Origin of the sequence: Shimia sp., from assembly GCF_965227725.1 — a bacterium.
GTDB lineage: Bacteria > Pseudomonadota > Alphaproteobacteria > Rhodobacterales > Rhodobacteraceae > Shimia.
The window spans coordinates 134,486-155,103 of the sequence record NZ_CBDDGH010000003.1 but is presented as its reverse complement, the minus strand read 5'-3'; the positions used below and the strand labels follow the sequence as shown (position 1 = coordinate 155,103).

At 60.6% G+C, this 20,618-nt stretch carries 20 protein-coding genes; 10 read left to right on the top strand and 10 right to left on the bottom strand.

Going from position 1 to position 20,618, the window contains the following annotated elements:
* The first annotated feature begins 2 nt into the window (after nucleotides 1–2).
* Nucleotides 3–503: a hypothetical protein gene (locus ACO07T_RS06415; RefSeq protein WP_422048728.1), complete on the top strand. Its 501-nt coding sequence runs from the start codon at nucleotides 3–5 to the stop codon at nucleotides 501–503.
* A gap of 218 nt (nucleotides 504–721) precedes the next feature.
* A complete protein-coding gene (locus ACO07T_RS06410) occupies nucleotides 722–2,146 on the top strand; it encodes a Do family serine endopeptidase (RefSeq protein WP_422048942.1) in 1,425 nt (474 codons plus the stop codon).
* A gap of 52 nt (nucleotides 2,147–2,198) precedes the next feature.
* On the opposite strand, the gene ACO07T_RS06405 is transcribed toward ACO07T_RS06410, so the two are convergent.
* On the bottom strand, nucleotides 2,199–2,771 hold the full coding sequence (locus ACO07T_RS06405) for a peptidoglycan-binding domain-containing protein (RefSeq protein WP_422048727.1): 573 nt from the start codon (nucleotides 2,769–2,771) through the stop codon (nucleotides 2,199–2,201).
* 225 nt (nucleotides 2,772–2,996) lie between these two features.
* On the opposite strand from ACO07T_RS06405, the gene ACO07T_RS06400 reads away from it, so the two are divergent.
* Both ACO07T_RS06400 and ACO07T_RS06395 read left to right on the top strand, forming a co-directional pair.
* A complete protein-coding gene (locus tag ACO07T_RS06400; RefSeq protein ID WP_209065819.1) occupies nucleotides 2,997–3,320 on the top strand; it encodes a 2Fe-2S iron-sulfur cluster-binding protein in 324 nt (107 codons plus the stop codon).
* Nucleotides 3,320–4,078 (top strand): FG-GAP repeat domain-containing protein, encoded by a 759-nt coding sequence (locus ACO07T_RS06395; protein ID WP_422048726.1) that lies wholly within the window; start codon nucleotides 3,320–3,322, stop codon nucleotides 4,076–4,078. Before ACO07T_RS06400 ends, ACO07T_RS06395 begins: the two co-directional genes overlap by 1 nt.
* Nucleotides 4,079–4,102: 24 nt before the next feature.
* On the opposite strand, the gene ACO07T_RS06390 is transcribed toward ACO07T_RS06395, so the two are convergent.
* From ACO07T_RS06390 to ACO07T_RS06380, 3 genes are all read right to left on the bottom strand, one after another.
* Nucleotides 4,103–5,305, bottom strand: a complete 1,203-nt coding sequence (locus tag ACO07T_RS06390; RefSeq protein WP_422048725.1) for a UbiH/UbiF family hydroxylase — start codon at nucleotides 5,303–5,305, stop codon at nucleotides 4,103–4,105.
* 61 nt (nucleotides 5,306–5,366) lie between these two features.
* The gene (locus tag ACO07T_RS06385; RefSeq protein ID WP_422048724.1) at nucleotides 5,367–5,585 is read right to left on the bottom strand and encodes a hypothetical protein; all 219 of its coding nucleotides are present in this window, start codon (nucleotides 5,583–5,585) and stop codon (nucleotides 5,367–5,369) included.
* A gap of 198 nt (nucleotides 5,586–5,783) precedes the next feature.
* Nucleotides 5,784–6,428, bottom strand: a complete 645-nt coding sequence (locus ACO07T_RS06380; protein ID WP_422048723.1) for a pyrimidine 5'-nucleotidase — start codon at nucleotides 6,426–6,428, stop codon at nucleotides 5,784–5,786.
* Between the two features lie 127 nt (nucleotides 6,429–6,555).
* Between ACO07T_RS06380 and ACO07T_RS06375 the strand changes: the two genes are divergently transcribed.
* Entirely contained in the window at nucleotides 6,556–7,194 is a 639-nt protein-coding gene (locus tag ACO07T_RS06375) for a GntR family transcriptional regulator (RefSeq protein ID WP_209065823.1), read from the top strand.
* A gap of 1 nt (nucleotide 7,195) precedes the next feature.
* Here the strand turns inward: ACO07T_RS06375 and ACO07T_RS06370 are convergent, their stop codons facing one another.
* Together ACO07T_RS06370 and carA are read right to left on the bottom strand one after the other, a co-directional pair.
* Nucleotides 7,196–9,136 carry a glycosyltransferase family 2 protein gene (locus tag ACO07T_RS06370; RefSeq protein ID WP_422048722.1) on the bottom strand — a complete coding sequence of 647 codons (1,941 nt, stop codon included), beginning with the start codon at nucleotides 9,134–9,136 and terminating at the stop codon, nucleotides 7,196–7,198.
* A gap of 148 nt (nucleotides 9,137–9,284) precedes the next feature.
* On the bottom strand, nucleotides 9,285–10,439 hold the full coding sequence (gene carA / locus ACO07T_RS06365; RefSeq protein WP_422048721.1) for a glutamine-hydrolyzing carbamoyl-phosphate synthase small subunit: 1,155 nt from the start codon (nucleotides 10,437–10,439) through the stop codon (nucleotides 9,285–9,287).
* 183 nt (nucleotides 10,440–10,622) lie between these two features.
* Between carA and ACO07T_RS06360 the strand changes: the two genes are divergently transcribed.
* Nucleotides 10,623–11,090 carry a GatB/YqeY domain-containing protein gene (locus tag ACO07T_RS06360; RefSeq protein WP_209080568.1) on the top strand — a complete coding sequence of 156 codons (468 nt, stop codon included), beginning with the start codon at nucleotides 10,623–10,625 and terminating at the stop codon, nucleotides 11,088–11,090.
* Between the two features lie 33 nt (nucleotides 11,091–11,123).
* Here ACO07T_RS06360 and ACO07T_RS06355 read toward each other — a convergent pair whose 3' ends face one another.
* The 3 genes from ACO07T_RS06355 to ACO07T_RS06345 form a co-directional block, all read right to left on the bottom strand.
* Nucleotides 11,124–11,918 (bottom strand): phytanoyl-CoA dioxygenase family protein, encoded by a 795-nt coding sequence (locus ACO07T_RS06355; RefSeq protein WP_422048941.1) that lies wholly within the window; start codon nucleotides 11,916–11,918, stop codon nucleotides 11,124–11,126.
* Nucleotides 11,919–11,982: 64 nt separating this feature from the next.
* Nucleotides 11,983–12,810, bottom strand: coding sequence for an IclR family transcriptional regulator (locus tag ACO07T_RS06350; protein ID WP_209065828.1), 828 nt, complete (start codon nucleotides 12,808–12,810; stop codon nucleotides 11,983–11,985).
* Nucleotides 12,811–12,850: 40 nt separating this feature from the next.
* The gene (locus ACO07T_RS06345; protein ID WP_422048720.1) at nucleotides 12,851–14,506 is read right to left on the bottom strand and encodes a long-chain-fatty-acid--CoA ligase; all 1,656 of its coding nucleotides are present in this window, start codon (nucleotides 14,504–14,506) and stop codon (nucleotides 12,851–12,853) included.
* Between the two features lie 183 nt (nucleotides 14,507–14,689).
* On the opposite strand from ACO07T_RS06345, the gene ACO07T_RS06340 reads away from it, so the two are divergent.
* From ACO07T_RS06340 to ACO07T_RS06325, 4 genes are read left to right on the top strand one after another with little or no spacing between them, the layout of a single operon-like run.
* Nucleotides 14,690–15,445 (top strand): SDR family NAD(P)-dependent oxidoreductase, encoded by a 756-nt coding sequence (locus tag ACO07T_RS06340; protein WP_422048719.1) that lies wholly within the window; start codon nucleotides 14,690–14,692, stop codon nucleotides 15,443–15,445.
* Between the two features lie 48 nt (nucleotides 15,446–15,493).
* Nucleotides 15,494–17,578 (top strand): 3-hydroxyacyl-CoA dehydrogenase NAD-binding domain-containing protein, encoded by a 2,085-nt coding sequence (locus ACO07T_RS06335; RefSeq protein WP_422048718.1) that lies wholly within the window; start codon nucleotides 15,494–15,496, stop codon nucleotides 17,576–17,578.
* Between the two features lie 4 nt (nucleotides 17,579–17,582).
* Nucleotides 17,583–18,770: an acyl-CoA dehydrogenase family protein gene (locus ACO07T_RS06330; RefSeq protein WP_422048717.1), complete on the top strand. Its 1,188-nt coding sequence runs from the start codon at nucleotides 17,583–17,585 to the stop codon at nucleotides 18,768–18,770.
* Nucleotides 18,771–18,773: 3 nt separating this feature from the next.
* Entirely contained in the window at nucleotides 18,774–19,844 is a 1,071-nt protein-coding gene (locus ACO07T_RS06325; protein ID WP_422048716.1) for an acyl-CoA dehydrogenase family protein, read from the top strand.
* A 60-nt stretch (nucleotides 19,845–19,904) separates the two neighbouring features.
* Here ACO07T_RS06325 and ACO07T_RS06320 read toward each other — a convergent pair whose 3' ends face one another.
* The gene (locus ACO07T_RS06320) at nucleotides 19,905–20,360 is read right to left on the bottom strand and encodes a YHS domain-containing (seleno)protein (protein WP_422048715.1); all 456 of its coding nucleotides are present in this window, start codon (nucleotides 20,358–20,360) and stop codon (nucleotides 19,905–19,907) included.
* Nucleotides 20,361–20,618 lie beyond the last annotated feature (258 nt).

Here is a 20,618-nt window from a genome sequence, read left to right as displayed (position 1 = left end):
CGATGACACGCGGAGCGCAGCGCGTCGGATTGCTCGAGGATCTCAATGATGTAGAGCGATTGGCCGTGCGGTGGTTGCGCCATTGGGAGCGTGATCCCGAGGGGCAGGCCGCTTTGCAGAACAGTTTGGGTATGGCTCTGGGGCCGGAGCGCGCCCGCAATGTGAGCGGTGTGTTTGCCGATTTGATGCAGGTTGGTTACCAGTTTGGCCGCCGCCCTTTGTGCCGTCACGGGCTCTATTGCAACTGTCTGGGGGCCGATGAGGCTGTGTTTGCGCATCTGATCGAGGCGGCGTCAAACGGAGAAAACGAAGATGCCGCGCTGCTTGCGTCGTTGATCGTGCGCCCGGATATGGCCCTTTGTTTTTCGGGACTTGCCGCAGAATTTGGCATTGCGCTGGCGGCGTTCACACGGGCCGTGCCCAAGCCAAAGCGACGCCCTGTGCCCAAACGGCCTTCGCTGAAGGCAGAGACGCAAGCCGCTGCCTCTCTCACTTTGCACTGATGTCGAAGGGCTCAGCCCTTCGCCCTTCCTAAAATATCACGCCGGTTCACGGGCAATTGTGCCAACGCGGCGGTCAGGTGGTTGAATCCTGCCCCCGAAGAGCACATGCTTTGTACAGACGACAGGCTTGGCCTGTCTGGTTATGAAACACCAAAGGAGAACCGACCGTGTTTTCTGACACACTCACGGACACACGTCCGACTCACGCCTTTTGGCGTATGACTTGGTTGATGCTTCTGGCGGCCGCGCTCTATGTGGCGCAATCTCTCACCGCGCTGGCCCAGAACGACCGTCCCGTCAGCTTTGCAGAGCTTGCCGAACAGATCAGCCCTTCTGTGGTGAACATCACCACCTCCACTGTGGTGGCTGGGCGCACAGGCCCGCAGGGCATCGTGCCTGAGGGCTCCCCGTTTGAAGACTTCTTCCGCGAGTTTCAGGATCGCCAGCAGGGGCAGGGCGACCGTCCGCGCCGCAGCTCTGCATTGGGCTCGGGGTTTGTGATCTCTGAAGACGGCTTTGTGGTGACAAACAACCACGTGATCGAAGGCGCAGATGAAATCCTTGTTGAGTTCTACTCCGGCGAGGAGCTGCCAGCCAAAGTGATCGGTACCGACCGCAATACCGATATCGCGCTGCTGAAGGTCGACTCTGACGAGCCGCTGGAATTTGTGGAATTTGGCAACAGTGACGCGGCCCGCATTGGCGATTGGGTTATGGCCATGGGCAACCCGCTGGGGCAGGGCTTCTCTGTGTCGGCTGGCATCGTATCGCAGCGTGGCCGTGCATTGTCCGGCGCTTATGACGACTACATTCAGACCGACGCAGCAATTAACCGCGGCAACTCCGGTGGTCCGCTGTTCAACATGGACGGCGAAGTGATCGGCGTGAATACCGCGATTTTGTCCCCCAATGGCGGCTCGATCGGTATCGGCTTTTCCATGGCGTCCAACGTTGTGACCCGTGTGGTGGATCAGCTGCAGGAATTCGGCGAAACCCGCCGCGGCTGGCTTGGCGTACGCATTCAGGATGTGACCGAAGACATGGTTGACGCGGTTGAAGGCCTAAAAAACGCAGCCGGTGCGATGGTCACCGATGTGCCGGAAGGTCCCGCTCTGGAAGCCGGTATGCAGTCCGGCGACGTGATCCTGAGCTTTGATGGCGATGAGGTGGCCGATGTGCGCGGTCTGGTGCGCAGCGTTGGCAACACCAGTGTTGGCAAAACCGTAGACGTAGTGGTGCTGCGCGATGGCTCTGAGGTGACGCTTGCGGTCACTCTGGGGCGTCGTGAAGAAGCCGAAGGCGCGGTGCCAGCGAGCCAGCCAGCCCCGTCTGAGGAGCCGAAGGAAAAAGAAATCCTTGGCCTCACCGTGACCACGCTGACCGATGAGATGCGCACCGAGATGGAGCTGTCTGACAGCACCGAGGGCTTGGTTGTGACCAATGTGGATGAGACCTCCAAGGCCTTTGAAAAGGGGCTGCGGTCTGGCGATGTGCTGACCGAGGCTGGCCAGCAGAAGCTGCGCTCCATTGATGATCTGGAAGATCGCATCCAAGAGGCAAAAGACGCCGGGCGCAAATCTCTGCTGCTGTTGGTGCGTCGCGCTGGTGAGCCACGTTTCGTTGCGCTCAACATTCAGGACTGACGCAACTCACAAAGATCTTAAGGGCGCCCGCTGTGGCGCCCTTTTTTTGTTGCTATGAAGCTTCAAGCGTCTCGCGCGGTACCGCGATCAGGCCAAGCCGCCGTGCGCTCTCAATGGAGAGGATGGCGCTGTCCAGACCCCCGGCCTTTTGGTAGCGCTGGATTGCGGCGCGGGTGCGCCCGTCAGGGATCCCGCTGATGCCGCCAAAATAGAGCCCGCGCACTTTCAGTGCCCGCTGAACAGAGGCGGTGAACTCTTCGGTCCAGACCTCGGGGCAGGGCGTTTCAAACCAAAGCTCGCGTCGTTCGCGCACGATACGCTGCTGGGTTTCGGTGCGGAAAATACCGGGGGCCAAGACGGTGCCATCGGCAAGCACCTCGGGCGGTTGCACCATGATCTGATTGCTGACCGTTTCCACGACCGCCGGGGTGACATCACGCCCCCAGCAACTTCCGGCCCGTGCGCTGGGCGGTGTGCCGCTTTCTCCGGCGCGAATGATCTCCGGCGCGCTGCGGGCTGCGAGGTAAGGCGAATCCACAGCACTCGGATCGCAGCCGCCGTGAAACATCAGCGCGCTGAGGGCTGTCGCCAGGGCGACAGGTCTGAGAGTTGTGAAAACGGGCATGCTCGGGCCTCTTTGTTTGACCCCTTTGTAACCTGTTTTGCGGCTTAGCGAAACTCTGTCCTGCGGCGCATAGGCGCGGACCTGTGGCATTTCGCGCGCAAACAGATGGGCAAAATGCATGATATGCCTCAAAGGCACGCATTTTATGGCGCGAAAGGGGCTGGAAGCAGCGCCCGCCGTTGACTAACTAGGGATGCGAACAGTTTTTGAGAGGAGCCGCCAGACATGGCAAAAATTACCTATGTCGAGCATAATGGAACCGAACACGTGGTTGAGGTCGCCAATGGCCTTACCGTGATGGAAGGCGCACGCGACAACAATATCCCGGGCATTGAGGCAGACTGTGGTGGTGCCTGTGCCTGTTCGACCTGCCATGTCTATATTGACGACGCCTGGGTTGAGAAGCTCCCCGCGAAAGACGATATGGAGGAAGACATGCTGGATTTCGCCTTTGAGCCAAACCCAACCACCTCCCGTCTGACCTGCCAGATCAAAGTGACTGACGCGCTGGATGGCCTTGTGGTCAAAATGCCGGAAAAACAGATCTGATGACTGCTGTGATGTCTGTTGTGGCGCAGAGGGGGCAAAGGCCCTCTTGGCGCGCGCTGTGCGGCTCTCTGAGCTTGGTGGCAACACTGATCGGCGCGGGCAGCGCCACGGCGGACATCACCTCGGCACGCTACACAGATGAGACCACGCGCTATGCGCATGGTGTTCTGGGGGACGCCATTGAATATGGCGCTCTTGAGATGGTCACGGATGCGCAGAAAACCCTGCGCATCACATTGCCTGAACATCTCGTTTTTGAAGACATTGCACCGCGATTGGTGGATGTGGACGGCGACGGCAGCCGCGATGTCATCGTGGTGGAAAGCAGCCAGACCAAAGGCGCGCGGCTGGCGATCTATGACGCGGCGGGGCTCCGTGCCGCCACCCCGCATATTGGCACTCGCAACCGCTGGCTGGCCCCGATTGGCGCTGCCGATCTTGATGGGGACGGGCATGTGGAAATCGCCTATATCGATCGCCCGCATCTGGCCAAAACGCTGCGCGTGTGGCGGTTTGAAGACAATCAATTGACCGAAGTTGCCACGCTGACCGAGCTGACCAACCACCGCATCGGAGAGGACTTTATCTCCGGTGGTGTCAGGGACTGCGGCGAAGGAGTTGAGTTAATCACCGCCGACGCCACCTGGGGCAATGTTATGGCGACACGGCTCAGCGACGCGCGCCTTCAGACCCGCGCCATCGGTGCTTTCAAAGGCCCTAAGTCCTTTGAGGCGGCACTCGCCTGCGCACCTCTCTGAGCCACTTGCAGCAGGCAGGAGGCCTTAGCGTGCGCCAAGACCCATCTGCATAAGCGTCTTACGGACCGGCCCCATCGCATAGAGCGCGTTCAGGCCCATGGCGCGGGCATTGCGCAGAGGCTGAGCTTCGGCCATGGAGGCGCGGTTCAAAAGGTCGATGCCCTGCACCCGCAGCTTGATCTCCGTGTGCCGCTTGCGGTGATAGCTTGCCAGCATCGCGGCGCTGCCGAGGTTCGCAGGATCGGATTTGGCCAGATCAAGCAAGACACGCATGTCCCCAAGGCTCATGTTCAGCCCCTGAGCGCCGATGGGCGGCACCACATGTGCGGCCTCTGCCACAAGTGCGAGACGTTCGCCGTCCAGACGTTCTGCGGATTGGGAGATGATCGGCCAGAGGGTGCGGTTTGACGCCAGCGTAAGCGGGCCAAAGAGGCCACAGCTGCGCTCGGTCATCTCCGCCTCAAAGGCCTCTTTCTCCATGGTCAGCAGAGCGTCCGCGCGCGGGCCGCGTTCCATCCATACAAGGGCGGAGGAGGGCATGCCGTTGTAGTCCGGCAGCGGCACCAGGGTGAACGGTCCGCCGGAGCGGTGGATTTCCGTTGAGACATTTGCGTGCGGGATCGGATGTGTCACCGCCAGAGCCAGCGCTTTCTGGCCGTAGCGGATGGTTTTCACATCAATGCCCGCGGCCTTGCGCATGGGCGAATTGCGCCCGTCTGCAGCGATCACCAGTTTGGCACGGGTCTGGCTGCCATCGGTCAGGCCGACGCGCGCTTCATTGGTGCGGGTGAAGAGGCTCTGGGTGCCACAGCCAAGACGCAGATCGACATTTTCGAGGTCTTGCAGGCGGGCAAGCATTTCGCGGCGCAGCAGCCAGTTTGGCAGGTTCCAGCCAAAGGGCAGATCAGACAGGTCTGAAGCGTCAAAATCTTTGACGATGCGAGGCTCGGCAAACTCGCCGCCTGCATCCACGATTCGCATGACCTGAAGCGGGGCGGCGTGGTCTTCCAGCCGCGCCCAAAGGCCGGCTTCATCCAGAAGGCTGCGCGCCGGTTGCAAAAAGGCGGTGCTGCGCATGTCGGCACCAGCCGCGTCCCGTTCTGTGATCGGGGGCGTCGGGTCCACACATTGCACGGAGAACCCGGCGCTGCCAAAGGCGGCGGCTGCGGTCAGCCCGGCGATGCCGCCACCGGAAATAAGAATGTCCACTTGGGTGTTGTTGGTCATGGCTGCGCCTCCTGGCGCGCAACATACGCCCGCGCGGAGCGGGTTCCAAGTGGGCGGGTTGTCACCCTCTGGAGATCAGAACCAGCGCCAGAAAAATCACTGGAACCGCACCCACGGCCGGGATGAAGAGGCCCGGAATGCCGAACAGGGCGATGGAGGTGCCCCAAAGCACAACCAGCAGCGCAACAATGGCATAGACCCAGCCCGCACCGGTGATTTCAGCACCGTGGTCATCGGCATGGGAGTGGGTGGTCAGATCGGAGGCATCTGCAAGGCTCATGGAAGTGTCCTGTTCACGACTGCCGCAGGCGGCAGATAAATTGGAGGAGGTGCGCCGCAAAAACGGCCGCGATTGCTGCGCAACAGCAGGCATCTTTCCAGAGTTTGGAAATCTATCCGGGAATCTGTCCTGTCGCGCCGTCTGACATAGGCATCCCGGGATCGGGCGAAAGCGGTCAGAGTGTCGCAGGTAAAGCGCTCAGAGCAGCTTTGCAAGGAAGGCGGTGAGGTCGTCCGTGTGGAAGTGAATATGAGATTCTTCCAAAGAATCAGGGGCTACGTGCACGGTGCGCATGCCCATGTCATGAGGCGCCCGCAGGTTTCGCGGGTCGTCTTCAAACATCGCAGCGTCATGTGTTGTGAGGCCATCTTTGCTGAAAATTGTCTCAAACGCCGCGCGTTCGGGCTTGGGCAGAAAGTCGGCGTGCTCCACCCCGTAGATGGCGTCAAAGAGCCCCTCAAGGCCACGGGCGGCAAGCACGCGCTCGGCATAAGGCGCGGTGCCATTGGTGTAGACGATGCAACGGCCCGGCAGTGCCTTGATATGGGAGGCAAGCGCCGCGTCCGGCTCCAGATGGTCCAGAGAGATGTCGTGAACATCCACAAGATAAGGCGCAGGGTCCACGTCATGTTCGCGCATCAGGCCTGTGAGCGTTGTGCCATAGCGCGCCCAATACTCTTTGCGCATCCGGTCAGCGGTGTCGCGATCCACCCCAAGCGTCGTCATGACATAGTCGGTCATGCGCACTTCGATCTGATCAAACAAGCGGGCCTGAGGCGGATAGAGGGTGTTGTCGAGATCAAACACCCAGGTGGTGACATGGGAAAAAGCATCTTTAGGCATAGAGGCGTGATACGCGCGGGGCGTCCTCTGCGCAATGGGGGAGCGTTTGTCGCCTTTGGCGGGGTTGCATCACCTTGGGGGCTGCGCGATGCTGGCCCGCACAACGAAGCAAAGGAAGCTGCCCGATATGTCCCAAAGCGCTCGCCCGAATAAGGACGCCTACACGCTTATTCTGGAGGCCATTGATGTGGGGGTCTACAAACCGGGGGACCGGCTGGTGGAAAGCGATCTGGCCGAGAAGTTTGGCATGTCGCGCACCCCGATCCGTGAGGCGTTGCAACGGCTGGAAACTCAGTCGCTATTGGCGCGAGACGGGCGCAGCCTGATTGTGAACTCACTGGACCACAACCAGATGGCGGAGCTCTATGTGGTGCGCAGCGAGCTTGAGGGGCTGGCGGCCCGTCTGGCAGCGCGTCACGCCACCCAAGAAGAGGTGCGCGTGCTGCGTGACATGGTGGAGGCCGATCAGGCGCGGGTGGACGACCCCTCTGCCTTGGCGCGGTCAAACCGGCGGTTTCATAAGCAGATCCATCTGGCCAGCCACAACCGGTATCTGGTGCAGCAGCTCGACCTCGTGCATCGCTCCATGGCTTTGATGGCGACCACCTCCATTGCTGTGGAAGGGCGGGGTGAGGACACGATTGTGGAGCATCAGGCCATTGTGGATGCGATCACAGCCGGTGACGGAGATGCGGCCGATGAAGCGCTGCGTGCCCATATCTCAACGGCCTTTGTCACGCGCCTGAAACAGGAAAACGAGAGCTGATTTAGATCTCCGCTGTGTCTGTGCTCTGGACCGGAGTCTCGACACCGTGGGAGATGCCTTCCGCGGTGCGGCCATGGCGGGTTTTGTCCCAATAGAACGGCGCCACGGCGATTTCGATCATGCCTTTGAACGCCGCCAGCGTGGCGAGCGGGAAATAGATCAGCATCGCGAATATCCATTTGTAGAGCCGTGGCCGTTTGGTTTTGGCAACAGCAGCAATCCAGATGGCACCATTGGTTGCGGCGGCGGTCAGCAAAAGCGCCGTGATGGCAGTTTGCATGTTGGGGGTCAGATGGCCGATCAGCGGCGCGGGCAGGCCAAAGGCCGCCCCCCAGAGCAGCCAGAGCAGGGGGGCCAGCAAGAATTGGCTGAGGCTGCAAAGGAAGATCAGCTGGAACCCCATAAATCCTCGCAGCCCCAAGGATTGCAAAAGCTGCCGGGGCTGGCGCATGTGGACAATGTAGGTGGCCGCATAGCCTTTGAGCCAGCGGGACCGCTGGCGAATCCAGGCGATGGGCGCGCAATTGGCTTCTTCCTGGGTGACGCTGTCCAGCAGCTCGGTGCGGTAGCCGTGACGGGCAAGGCGGATGCCGAGGTCTGCGTCTTCGGTCACGTTGTGGCTGTCCCAGCCACCGAGGTCATCCAGAATGGCGCGGCGGAAAAACAGCGTGGTGCCGCCCAGAGGGATCGCAAACCCCAACTTTGAAAGGCCGGGCAACACCAGCCGGAACCACGCAGCATATTCGATGGTGAAGCAGCGTGAGAGCCAGTTGGTGTAGGGGTTGTAGTAGTCCAGCGTGCCTTGCAGGCAGGCCACATCCGGTGCCGCGCGCGCGAAGTGGGCCGCCACTTTTTCCAGTTGATCACTGGCCGGGGCGTCCTCGGCGTCCCAGACACCAATGATGTCGCCGCGACAAAACGGGAGCGCGTAGTTCAGCGCGCGGGGTTTGGTGGTGATGCCGGAACCTGCCGGGACTTCGACAACGCGCATCCAACGAGGCAATCGCGTTTTGGCAATGGCCGCGCGGGTTTGGGTGTCTTTCTCCTCCAGTACCAGCACGATTTCCAGCAGCGCGCGCGGGTAGGTGAGATGGGTGAGCCTCTGGATCAAGGCGGATGCGATTTCCGGCTCGTCAAACAGCGGCACCAGAACGGAAATGCGGGGGAGAGGTAGCGGGATCGCGGTTGGCGGGGCAGTTTCGGGGAGCGTATTTGCGGCGGTCGGGTCGCGCGCAGAAACGGCCGCTTGATAGAGGGCTGCAAAGCGTAAAAAAATTGCGCCCATCAGGGTGAGCAATGTCCAAAAGAGCAGCGTGTCGCGCAGGAGTGTCGGGAAAGCCGCCGCGAGACCGGCAATCAATGTCAGGATCGCCAGCAAGATCGCTGTTTTGCCTTTGCGTGCATGCCCGAGCGTGCGGCAGCTGTCTGCCTCCGCCACACTTGTTTCTGCGCGGTGAGTCAGGGATTTGCGATGAAAGAGCGCGATGTGATGCTCGATGTCTTGGCGGCTCGCAACAGCAAAGAGCGCGGATTTCAGAGGATCGGGCAGGGCGGCGCGCAGTGTTTCCAGCGCTTGCGGACGGCCTGTCAGAAGGATCACCGTTTCGCCAAGCCGCGCCCAAGGCAACACGCTGTGCTGCAGACAAAATTCCGGGGGCAGGAGCGTGGCCAGCTCCGCAGCGGGCGGCGTTCGGCTGAGATCGACCTGCCGCAGATCATGGCGTTCGGCCAACAGGGCGCGCATGTCCGGCTCTGAAATCCAGCCGCGCGCGGTTAATATCTCGGGGAGGGAAGCGTCCCACTGGGCTTCGTGTTGCAGCGCGTAAAACACCTGCCACGGTGTCACTGTATTGCGCTCGATCAGAGCACGCGCCAGGGGAAGGCGCGCGCTCTGTCGCGTGAGCGGTGGTGCCGAAAGTTTTTGCAGTCGTGCGGCTGCCATGTCGCCCACCTGCTTTGTTTCGCAGTTTCAGGCTGCGCCTTTATGGTTAACAGGTGGTTAACGAGATCGTCTTGGGCGGGCAAAAAGTTAAAAAACCCGACCTGCGGTGCAGATCGGGTTTGAGTGTTTTTAGTGCTTTGCGGCGAGGTTAGGCGCGGGCCGCCATGGCTGCTGCAAAGTTCTCAAACAGGTAGAAGCTGTCCTGCGGGCCGGGGCTGGCTTCTGGGTGGTGCTGCACCGAGAAGACCGGACGGTCGGCCATGCGGATGCCACAGTTTGAGCCGTCAAACAGGGACACGTGGGACTCCACCACACCTTCGGGCAGGGTTTGGCCGTCGACGGCAAAGCCGTGGTTCATGGAGGTGATTTCCACTTTGCCGGTGTCATGATCCTTCACCGGGTGGTTCGCGCCGTGGTGGCCGTGGTTCATTTTCACGGTCTTGGCGCCAAGCGCGAGGGCGAGCATCTGGTGGCCGAGGCAAATGCCAAAGACCGGGATGTCCGCTTTCAGAACGTCCTGGATCATCGGAACTGCATATTCCCCTGTGGCGGCCGGGTCACCCGGACCGTTGGACAGGAACACACCGTCCGGGCCATGGGCGAGCACTTCTTCGGCGGTCGCGGTGGCGGGCAGGACGGTGACGTCACAGCCCACAGAGGCGAGGCAGCGCAGGATGTTGCGTTTGGCGCCAAAGTCCACGGCAACCACTTTGTGCTTGGGCGCGGTTTGGGTCGGGTAGCCGTCTGGCCATGCCCACCGCATTTCGTCCCAGCGGTAGCTTTGTGCGCAGGTCACTTCTTTGGCGAGGTCGAGCCCTTCAAGGCCGGAGAAGGCGCGTGCCTTGGCGATCAGCGCTTCGGTGTCAAAGTTGCCATCCGGGTCGTGGGCGAGTGCCACGTGTGGCGCGCCTTGTTGGCGGATTGCGCGGGTCAGGCGGCGGGTGTCGATCCCGCCAATGGCGATGCGGCCGCGTGCGGCGAGCCAGTCGGAGAGCGTTTCAACAGAGCGCCAGTTGGAAGGCGCGGTCGGGTCCCATTTCACCACCATGCCTTCGGCCACCGGATCCCCGGTTTCATCATCTTCCGGGTTCACACCGGTGTTGCCGATGTGGGGGAAGGTGAAGGTGACAACCTGGCCTGCATAAGACGGGTCGGTCATGATTTCCTGATAGCCGGTCATCGCGGTGTTAAAGCAGAGCTCCGCGACAGTTTCGCCGGTGGCCCCAAAGCCACGTCCGTAAAACAGAGTGCCATCAGCAAGCGCGAGGCAGGCGGTCGGGTGATCGGGGGTCGATGCGGTCATGGGCGAGTCTCCGGCTGGCAAATTGGCCGATGCATATGTCGCCGCACGGCGGGCGTCAAGCAATTCTATGGCGAAGCGAAGCCCTTGTTTTAAGGGGTTTGGACAAAAAATTCCCGCTGTTGCGAGTCAGTTTACGTTTCTGTAAGGTCGCAGGCTTGTGTTTGACAGCAATTGGCAAGATGAATGGCACTCAGAGACGACATCAATAGCGCATTGAAACAAGCGATGCGTGACCGAGCCGCTGACCGGCTTTCGACATTGCGCCTGATCATGGCTGCGATCAAAGATCGTGACATTGCAGCGCGGGGCGAGGGTGACGACAGCGCCGGTGTGGGCGATGGGGAAATCCTGTCGATCCTGGCCAAAATGGTCAAACAGCGTCAGGAAAGCGCGCGCACCTATGAGGAAGGCGGGCGTCTGGATCTGGCAGAGCGGGAACTGGGCGAAATCCCGGTGATCGAAGAGTTCCTTCCCAAACAGCTCAGCGATGACGAGATCACTGCGGCGATCACGGCGGCAATGTCCGAAGTGGGCGCTGAGTCGATCCGTGACATGGGCAAGGTCATGGGCGCGCTGAAGGCCAAATACACCGGCCAGATGGATTTTGGCAAAGTGGGCCCAAGAGTGAAGGACCAGCTGAGCAACAGCTGATCCCTGTAAACTGTTTCGCTAAGTCAGGTTGGCTTAGCTGCGAGGCCAGAGCATCGGGAACCAGTCTTCCCGAAGTTTCTGGCCTTCTTGCATTTCATGGCCCGGGAACGGCGGTGAGGTGCGGCCCGGACGCTCGACATAGCGCGCATCATCCCCCAGCAGACGGAGCGAAAAGGCGCGGCGGCGGGAGGTGGCGGTGTTGCCACGCGCGCCATGCAGGATGTGGTAGTTGAACGCCACCGCATCGCCCGGCTCCATTTCCCATTCCAGCACGCGCATGCCTTCGGCATCCGGATCGGGGATCGGCATGTAGTCGTCTTCATTGGGGAAGAAGCTTTCCTCGGAGACCCAGCGGGTGGGCAGGACCGGCTTTTCCCATTTGTGGCTGCCTGCCACCATGCGCAGGGTGGCGTCTTTCACCGGATCCAGCGGCGACCAGAAGCTGATGGTCTGGCTGCCCTCGACAAAGTAGTAAGGCCCGTCGGTGTGCCATGGGGTTGCCATGGAGGTGCCGGGTTCTTTCACAAGCACGTGGTCGTGAAACATCTGCACGCTCTGTGATTGCATCAACTGTGCGGCGATCTCGGAGGCTTGGGAGGTTTCGATGACCTCCTGAAATTCCGGAATGCGCTGCCAGTTGCAATAGTCATCAAAGAAACGACCGGTTTCTCCGGCTTTCTCATTGTTGGAAGCAAAGGGGCCGGGCGCGTCCATATTGCGGGCCACGCCTGCGCGCAATGCCTCTACATGATCGGCAAACAGCCCTCTGATCAGCACGACACCGTCGGTCTGAAAAGTGTCGATGTCGGATTGGGTGATCTGCGCCATGTTGGCCTCCTGGTAGTCTTGCGCCCGCACGGTGGTGCAGGCGCTCAGAAGGGTCAAGCGGATTTCAGATCTGTGTGGCGTGCAAGCGCAGGGACTGCGCAATTTCCATCAGACGCGGGGCCAGATCTTTCTCCATCCGCTCTCGTGTCAGGAAGGGCGCGGGGCCACCCAAGTTGAGGGCCAGATCCGGAGAGGCATCGCTTTGCACCGGGAAGGGCACGGCAATGGAATGCACGCCCTCGTGCCAGTCGCCATAGTTTCCGTAAAACCCTTTCTCGGCAATCTGGCGTTCCGCGTCTTTGATGCCCTCAAGGATCGATGGCCAGCGTTCGGGGCCATGGTGGATGGCCAGTGTTTCCAGGATTTCGGCGCGTTCTTCAGGCTGGCATCCCGCAATATAGGCGCGGCCCATGGCGGAGCGGGCGAGAGAGATGCGCGAGCCGACACCGAGTTGCAGGGACATCATCCCTTTTTCCGCGCGCGCGCAGGCCAGATAAGTCACCGTGTGCTCGTCGCGCGCACCCAGTGCTACCTGCACCCCGTCCCCAGCGTAGTCGGCGAGCCGCTGCATATGTTCCTTGGCGGCATCGCGGATGGGCATGCTGCCAAGGCAGGCAAATCCAAGGCTGAGCGCAGGCACCCCGATGCGGTAGCGCCCGGTCTGCTCATCATAGAGCAGATAGCCGGTTTGCAGCAGCGTGTAGGTCAGGCGGGAGACGGTGGAGTTGGGCAGGCCGGTGCGCTCGGCCAGCTCTCGGTTGGACAGCCCCATGCGGTCGCGTGGACGGAAGCAGCGCAGCACCTCCAACCCTCTGGAGAGGGCGGTGACAAACTGGCGGTCGGCCTCGGGCGCTTGGCTGGTGTCGCTGGTCGCTAAGGAACGTTTTCTCATGCAAAGGGGCCTATTTCCGCATTGTGGAATTTTCTATGCGTCATGTCAGGTCTTTCCACAAGACCTTGCCTGCGCCTGATTTGGGCAAAGCGTCCACAAACTCCACGATTGAGGGGCATTTGTAGGCGCTCATCTGGGTTTTGCACCATGCGATCACGCTTTCCTCGGTCAGCGTGCCGCGTGCTTCTGGCTGGGTGACCACCACGGCTTTCACGCATTCGCCACGCCGCTCGTCTTTGGCACCGATCACGCAGGCCTCGGCGATATCCGGGTGGTGCAGCATCAGCATTTCAATCTCGGCGGGCCAGACTTTGAAACCGGCGGCATTGACCATGCGTTTGACCCGGTCGACCATAAAGAAATAGCCATCGGCGTCGCGGTATCCAATGTCGCCTGAGCGGAAGAAAGGCACGCCGTCAATCTCGACAAAGGCCTCTTCGGTTTCATCGGGGCGTTGCCAATAGCCGATGAAGTTTTGCGGGGCATGCATGACAATCTCGCCAACCTCGCCATGGGGCAGTTCAGTGTCGCCGCCAATCTCAAGCACGCGGCTGTCCACCTCAAAAATCGGCTGGCCCAGACATTGGCGTTTGGGGGCGTCAATCGGGTTCACATGGGTGGCGGCCATGGTTTCAGACAGGCCATACCCTTCGACATAATCCAGCCCGGTCATGTCATAGAGCTTTTTGGCGATGGCTTCGGGCATGGCCGCGCCCCCGCCGCCAATCATCTCAAGGCTTGAAAGGTCATAGCTGTCAAATTTCGGGTCGTTCACCAGATCAATGGCCATGGTGGAGATCGAGCGCCAGCGGGTGATGCGATAGCGCTCAATCAGCCCCGCAGCCAGGGCGGAGGACCAGCGTGGCAGGATGACATTGCGCCCGCCTGTGAGGATCGGCCCGTGCATGCCGTTCATCATGCCAGTGACATGAAAGAAGGGCAGGGCGCCCAGATGGACGGTGTTTTCATGGATCGGGTTCCAGATCACCCCGGCGACCAGTGAGGCCATGACTGTGCGATGGGTGTGCACACAGCCCTTGGGCTGGCCGGTGGTGCCGGAGCTGTAGGGGATGACAGCGAGGTCATCGCTTGTGGTGTCGCGCGGACGCGGGGTGTGCGCTTGGTCCAGCGCCTTTTGAAAACCGACAATCCCCAGCGCTTCGGCCTCGGTCTCTGACATGGCAGCAGCGAGGTTTTGCGGCACTAGGTCGAAGCCCTCTTGCCCCATATCAGTCATTCGAGCGCCGATCAGCGTGGTCAGCACGCCCCGTTTGAGGGCGGGCAGAATGTGATCTGACAGCTCAAGGGCGCAAACGGCGATTTTGGCGCCGGTATCACTGACGAGGTAGTCGATCTCGGCCTGTTTGTTCATCGGGTTCACAGGCACCACCGCGCCGCCCGCGCGCAGGATGCCGTAAAAGGCAATGATGTATTGCGGGCAGTTCTGCGTATAAAGCAGCACCCTGTCGCCCTTTTGCAGACCTGCTTCATGTTGCAGATACCCTGCGAAAGCTGTCACACGCGCCGCGATGTCAGCATAGGTGTAGTCTGCGCCATTGTAGGTCACCGCAATACGGTTCCCCCATTTCTCTACGCTGGCCTCAAGGTTTGCATCCAGAGGGTGGTCCGGGCGGTCAAACGTCCAGCGTTTTCCGGCTGGCCAAAAGTCAGGAATGCGGGCGTTGGGATGTGGCATTGGCGTGTCCGGTCAGCTCGTGTTGGGCGTTATTGGTGCGGGTTAGCCTAGCGGCAACTTGGTCTGCGTCATGAGGATTTTGCCCAAAGTCACGTCGCGTCGCAAATCACGCGCTTTGAGCGAAACCGATTTTCAGGAGCGGTTGCGCGGCCCTAGACTGTTGCCAATGAGGAGGAGGCCGCGATGTTTGATTTGACGGGGAAAGTGGCGCTGATCACCGGCTCTAGCCGGGGCATCGGCCGCGCGATTGCCGAGATGTTTGCCAAAGCCGGCGCGCGTGTTGTGGTCTCAAGCCGCACGGCGGAAGCTTGCGAAGAGGTGGCTGAAGCGATCCGCGCGCAGGGCGGCGAAGCTCTTGTTGTGCCGTGCAACGTCAGCCACCGCGAAGAGGTTGAGGCGCTGGTGGCCAAGACCAACGAGGTCTGGGGGCAGATTGATGTCTTGGTGGCCAATGCGGCCATCAATCCGGTTTATGGGCCGATGTCGGCGTTGGATGATGCGGCGTTTCATAAAATCATGGCGGCAAATGTGCTGTCGCCCCTGCAGCTTTGCAATCTGGTATTGCCGGATATGGCCAAGCGCGGCGGCGGCAATGTGATCATCCTGAGCTCGATTGCGGGCATTCGCGGCAACCCTGTGATTGGCGCCTATGGCGTCTCCAAGGCGGCAGACGCAGCACTTGCGCGCAATCTGGCGGTTGAGTGGGGGCCGAAAGGAATCCGTGTGAACGCCATCGCGCCGGGGCTTGTGAAAACCGATTTTGCTCGCGCGCTTTGGGAAAACCCGGAGGTGCTTGCCAAGGTCGAAGGACAAAACCCGCTGCGCCGGATTGGCCAGCCGGAAGACATTGCCGGTACGGCGCTGTTTCTGGCGACAGACGCCAGCGCATACATCACCGGACAGACGATTGTGGCCGATGGCGGTGAAACCATTTGCTGAGAGGTGCCGCCCCGTGCGGGCGGCGTTGAGGATTGAGGGAGGCTCCTGATGAGCGATAAAAAAGTCAGCGTAGAATTTGTGGATGATGTGGCCTTGATTTGCATCGACAACCCGCCGGTGAATGCCAGCGGGGTTGCGGTGCGCCAAGGTCTTGTGGATGCGCTGGAAGAGATCCGCGCGGCGGGAAGTGCCAAGGCGATTGGGCTTTATTGCGCCGGGCGCACCTTTGTTGCGGGGGCCGACATCACCGAGTTTGGCAAGCCGCCGATGGCACCGGGCCTGCCTGAGGTCTGCGATATTCTGGAAGCCAATGAGACGCCAATAGTGGCCGCCATCCACGGCACCGCGCTGGGCGGCGGGCTTGAGAGCGCGATGGGCTGTCACGCACGGGTGGCCGTGCCAAGCGCGAAAGTGGGCCTGCCGGAGGTGCTGCTTGGCCTTCTGCCCGGCGCGGGCGGCACGCAGCGCGCGCCCCGTCTGGCGGGCATCCCCAATGCGCTCGATCTGATCCTCTCTGGCCGTCATGTGCCCGCGGCGGAAGCTCACAAGATGGGGTTGATTGACCGCATTGATGACGGTGAGCCGCGTGATGTGGCATTGGCGGCAGCGCGTGATGTGGTGAGCGGTGCCTTGGCGACGCGGCGGACTTGTGATCTGTCCACAACGCCGGATGAGGCCGCAATTGAGACCACTGCGGCGATGGTTGCAAAGAAACATCCGCATCTGATGTCCCCGCAGAAATGCGTGGAAGCTGTTGCTGCCTCTATGGGTGATTTCAAGGAAGGTCTGGCGCTCGAGCGCGCGGCCTTCATGACCTGTTTGGCCTCGCCGCAATCCAAAGGGCTGATCCACGCCTTCTTTGGTGAGCGCGCAGTTGCGAATATCCCCGAGAAAAAAGCGCAGGCCCGCGATGTGGCCTCACTCGGCGTGATTGGTGGCGGCACGATGGGCTCGGGCATTTCCACCTCTGCGCTGATGGCAGGGCTGCCCGTGACCTTGGTCGAGGTCACGCAGGAGGCCCTCGACAAAGGCGTGGCAACCATCACAGGTAATCTCGATGGCGCGGTGAAACGCGGCAAGATGAGTGCCGAGAAACGTGATGCGGCGCTGGCGATGCTGACCGCCTCAACCGCGCTTGAGAGCCTTGGTGAGGTGGATCTGGTGATCGAGGCCGTGTTTGAAAACACGGACGTCAAGAAAGAGATCTTTGGCAAGCTCGATGGTATCTGCAAAGAAGGGGCGATCCTCGCCTCCAACACCTCTTATCTGGATATCAATGAGATTGCGGCGCAGACCAGCCGACCAAGTGACGTGCTGGGGCTGCATTTCTTCTCGCCTGCGCACATCATGAAGCTGCTTGAGGTGGTGGTTGGCGAGAAAACCGCGCCTGAGGTGGTCGCGACAGGGTTCGCGCTGGCCAAGAAGATGCGCAAAGTGGGCGTGCGCGCGGGCGTTTGTGACGGTTTTATCGGCAACCGGATTTTGGGGCATTACCTGAAAGCGGCGAGCTATCTGGTCTTGGATGGCGCGCATCCCGATCAGGTGGACAAGGCACTGGAAGGCTTTGGCTTTGCCATGGGACCGCACCGCGTTGGCGATCTGGCGGGGCTGGACATCGGTTATATGACCCGCAAGCGGCTGGCGGCGACGCGGCCTGCAGAGGAGCGCTACGGCGGGGCCATTGCGGACCGGCTGAGCGAAAATGGCTGGAACGGGCGCAAGACCGGCAAGGGCTATTTTGTCTATGAGGGCCGCGAGACGCTGGAAAATCCGGATCTCAACGGCATCATCGAGGAAGAACGCGCCAAGGCCGGAATAACGCCGCGCAGCTTTGGCGATGAGGAGATCGTGGAGCGCTATATGACCGCGATGATCTCCGAAGCGGTGCGGGTGATCGAAGACGGGATCGCGCTGCGACCGGTGGATGTCGATGTTGTGTTCCTGATGGGCTACGGCTTCCCGCGGTTCCGCGGCGGGCCGCTGCATTATGCGGACACCATCGGTGCGGCAGAGCTGGTGAAACGCATTGAAACCTATGCCGCCGAGGATGCGTATTACTGGCAGGTGCCAGCGCTGCTGAAGAAGATGGCAGATGACGGCTCCACATTTGCTGATCTGAACAAAGGGAAGTGACGCCATGGATCTGAGTTATTCCAAAGACGACCTCGCGTTTCGCGATGAGGTGCGCAGCTTTCTGGCCGACAACCTGCCGAAAGAGATTTCGGATGCGGTGCGCGCAGGCGGTGAGCTGACCAAAGCGATGATGGAGGAATGGCATGCCATTCTGAACACGCGCGGCTGGCTGGCGACGATCTGGCCCAAGGAGTTTGGTGGCCCCGGTTGGAGCCCGGTGCAGAAACATATCTTTGATGAGGAATGCTGTCGCGCCTATGCGCCGCGCATTGTGCCCTTCGGGCTGAATATGCTGGGGCCGGTGCTGCAGAAGTTTGGCTCCAAAGAACAGCAGGACCACTATCTGCCGCGCATTCTGGATGGCACCGATTGGTGGTGTCAGGGCTACTCGGAACCGGGCGCGGGCTCTGACCTTGCGAGCCTCAAGACCCGCGCGGAGCGGGACGGGGACGAGTGGGTCATCAACGGGCAGAAAACCTGGACCACTCTGGGCCAGCACGCCGACTGGATCTTCTGCCTGTGCCGGACCGATCCGGATGCCAAACAGCAGCAAGGCATCAGCTTTATTCTTGTGGATATGGCCACGCCGGGCATCGAGGTACGCCCGATCAAGCTGATCGAAGGTGGCTATGAGGTGAATGAGGTGTTCTTCACCGACGTGCGGGTGCCGATTGGCAACCTTGTGGGCGAAGAAAACAAAGGCTGGACCATTGCGAAATTCCTGCTGACCCACGAGCGCACGGGGATTGCCGGGGTTGGTTCCTCGATGCAGGCGCTGGAAGAGGTGAAATCCATCGCGCGCAAGACCATGCGCGGGGGGCGTCCGTTGATCGAAGATCCGCTGTTTGCGGCCCGGATTGCGCAGGCGGAGATTGATCTTGAGGCGATGAAAATCACCAATCTGCGGATGTTGTTCAAAGCTCAGGAACAAGGGGCGCCGGGGCCGGAAACCTCTTTGCTCAAAATCAAAGGCACGGTGATCAATCAGGAGCTCAAAGACCTCGCGCGCCGCGCGCTTGGCCCCGCGGCCGCGCCATTCCCCGGTCATGTGACCGAAGGCAACCTGATGTTTGGCCCTGCAGATACCGAACACAATGCGGCGCGGTATTTTAACAACCGCAAAACCTCGATCTTTGGCGGATCCAATGAGATCCAGCGCAATATCGTCACCAAAACCATGCTGGAGCTCTGAGAGATGGACTTTAATCTGACCGAAGATCGCCAGATGCTGGCCGATACGCTGGGCCGTTTTCTGGCGGATCAATACCCTGTCGAGCACCGCATCAAGGTGGCTTATGAAGCGCCTTATCATGATCCCGCCCTTTGGGAGCAGATGGTGGCGCTGGGCGCGCTCTATGCGCTGGCACCTGAAAGCGCTGGAGGCATGGGCGGCACTGGCTTTGACATCTCCGTCGTGTTTGAGGCGCTGGGCAAAGCGCTCTGCCCGGAGCCGCTGCTCGGGGCTTTGATGGCGTCTCGTCTGTTGGCCGCAGCAGGTGCGGATCAGGAGGCTTTGCTGACTGGTGCCACCACATATGCGGTGGGCATCACGGAAATCGACGCGCCTTATGAGCTTGATCAAATTGCCACTCAGGCCAAAGAGGCAGAGGCTGGGTTTACGCTCTCAGGCCGCAAATCAACGGTTTACGGCGGGCAGGTGGCGGATGTAATCTTGGTGGCTGCGCGCCACGGTGCAGGTCTGGGCGTGTTTGCTGTGCAGGCTGAGGACGCCAACGTCACCGGCTATGGCATGATGGACGGCGGCGGCGCTGCCGAGGTGCTGTTGGATGACACGCCTGCGACACTGATATTGGCGGATGCCGAAGCGGCGCTGAAAGACGCGATCAACGCGGGCATTGTGGCGCTTTGTGCTGAAGCCGTGGGGGCGATGGATGTGGCCCATGCCACCACCGTGGATTACTTCAAACAGCGCAAGCAGTTTGGTGTGCCGATCGGTAAGTTTCAGGTGCTGCAGCACCGCGCGGTGGACATGCTGACGGAAATCGAACAGGCCCGTTCGATCACCATCAAGGCAGCGGCAGAACTGGGCGGCGATGAGGCCTCAAAATATGCCTCTATGGCCAAAAATATGATTGGCCGTGCGGCGCGTCTGGTGGCGGAAGAGAGCATCCAGATGCATGGCGGCATCGCGATGACCTGGGAATATGCCGTGAGCCACTATGCCAAGCGCTTGACCATGCTGGATGCCCAGCTTGGGGATACGGATTACCACCTGAGCCAAGTGATGAAAGGCTATGCCGCCTAAAACGGTTTCAGATTGGGGAGAGGGCGCATCTTACCGCAGATGCGCCCTTTTGCTTTTGGCTTAGCCGAGAATGCCGGGCCAGTTGGCCAAACCAGCCTTGATGTTGCCCGGAATGTCCTGACGCCAGAGCTCCATCGCGCGCATGTTGGCGTTGAGGTAAAGCCTGTCCTCATAGATGGTCCAGGCCTCCGGAATGGTCGGGGCGAGGTATCCTTTGGATGCGGCAAACGCGCAGTAGCCGCCAAAGATCGGGGCATAGGCCTCCGGGTTGGCCTCGAATTTGGCCGCGTTCTGAGCGGTGGAAAAATGCCAGGTCGCGCCATTCCAATCAACGCGGTTTGCGGCGTCCCCTTTCACCGGCTTTTGCTTGGTGAAATAGGCAACCGGATCAATGCCGTTGATCGCGAGCGGGTTCTGGAACACCAAGGGCTTGGCGGCCAGGGCGGCATTGGGAGCAAGTGCAAGAGCCAGAGGTGTGGCGGCGAAAAGGCCAAGAGCGGCGCGGCGTGTCAGCATGATATGTCTCCTTTGATGATTTCTAGATATCCGGAGAAATCGGCAGCAGAAGACCTCGTCACTGCACTGTTATTGGATGAAACAAATCGGGCGCTGCTTTCGCGTCGGTTGAAGGGGCGGATTTGAGCGCAATTTATCCAACAATGCTTGGATATTTTGCGGATTTTGCCCTGCAAACTCTGCCGCTTGAGAACCTTTCGTTTACATGTCTGATGCAGCGTCGCGAGGTGACCACTTGAGACCTTACCTTGGAGATTA

Bases quoted from the DNA above. Each gene is read 5' to 3' on its own strand.
- ACO07T_RS06385 (WP_422048724.1), bottom strand. From the start codon at position 5,585: ATGAGCCTTGCAGATGCCTCCGATCTGACCACCCACTCCCATGCCGAT.
- ACO07T_RS06325 (WP_422048716.1), top strand. From the start codon at position 18,774: ATGGACTTTAATCTGACCGAAGATCGCCAGATGCTGGCCGATACGCTG.
- ACO07T_RS06335 (WP_422048718.1), top strand. From the start codon at position 15,494: ATGAGCGATAAAAAAGTCAGCGTAGAATTTGTGGATGATGTGGCCTTG.
- ACO07T_RS06340 (WP_422048719.1), top strand. From the start codon at position 14,690: ATGTTTGATTTGACGGGGAAAGTGGCGCTGATCACCGGCTCTAGCCGG.
- ACO07T_RS06345 (WP_422048720.1), bottom strand. From the start codon at position 14,506: ATGCCACATCCCAACGCCCGCATTCCTGACTTTTGGCCAGCCGGAAAA.
- ACO07T_RS06350 (WP_209065828.1), bottom strand. From the start codon at position 12,810: ATGAGAAAACGTTCCTTAGCGACCAGCGACACCAGCCAAGCGCCCGAG.
- ACO07T_RS06390 (WP_422048725.1), bottom strand. From the start codon at position 5,305: ATGACCAACAACACCCAAGTGGACATTCTTATTTCCGGTGGCGGCATC.
- carA (WP_422048721.1), bottom strand. From the start codon at position 10,439: ATGACCGCATCGACCCCCGATCACCCGACCGCCTGCCTCGCGCTTGCT.
- ACO07T_RS06320 (WP_422048715.1), bottom strand. From the start codon at position 20,360: ATGCTGACACGCCGCGCCGCTCTTGGCCTTTTCGCCGCCACACCTCTG.
- ACO07T_RS06395 (WP_422048726.1), top strand. From the start codon at position 3,320: ATGACTGCTGTGATGTCTGTTGTGGCGCAGAGGGGGCAAAGGCCCTCT.
- ACO07T_RS06380 (WP_422048723.1), bottom strand. From the start codon at position 6,428: ATGCCTAAAGATGCTTTTTCCCATGTCACCACCTGGGTGTTTGATCTC.
- ACO07T_RS06330 (WP_422048717.1), top strand. From the start codon at position 17,583: ATGGATCTGAGTTATTCCAAAGACGACCTCGCGTTTCGCGATGAGGTG.
- ACO07T_RS06405 (WP_422048727.1), bottom strand. From the start codon at position 2,771: ATGCCCGTTTTCACAACTCTCAGACCTGTCGCCCTGGCGACAGCCCTC.
- ACO07T_RS06375 (WP_209065823.1), top strand. From the start codon at position 6,556: ATGTCCCAAAGCGCTCGCCCGAATAAGGACGCCTACACGCTTATTCTG.
- ACO07T_RS06415 (WP_422048728.1), top strand. From the start codon at position 3: ATGACACGCGGAGCGCAGCGCGTCGGATTGCTCGAGGATCTCAATGAT.
- ACO07T_RS06360 (WP_209080568.1), top strand. From the start codon at position 10,623: ATGGCACTCAGAGACGACATCAATAGCGCATTGAAACAAGCGATGCGT.
- ACO07T_RS06410 (WP_422048942.1), top strand. From the start codon at position 722: ATGACTTGGTTGATGCTTCTGGCGGCCGCGCTCTATGTGGCGCAATCT.
- ACO07T_RS06355 (WP_422048941.1), bottom strand. From the start codon at position 11,918: ATGGCGCAGATCACCCAATCCGACATCGACACTTTTCAGACCGACGGT.
- ACO07T_RS06400 (WP_209065819.1), top strand. From the start codon at position 2,997: ATGGCAAAAATTACCTATGTCGAGCATAATGGAACCGAACACGTGGTT.
- ACO07T_RS06370 (WP_422048722.1), bottom strand. From the start codon at position 9,136: ATGGCAGCCGCACGACTGCAAAAACTTTCGGCACCACCGCTCACGCGA.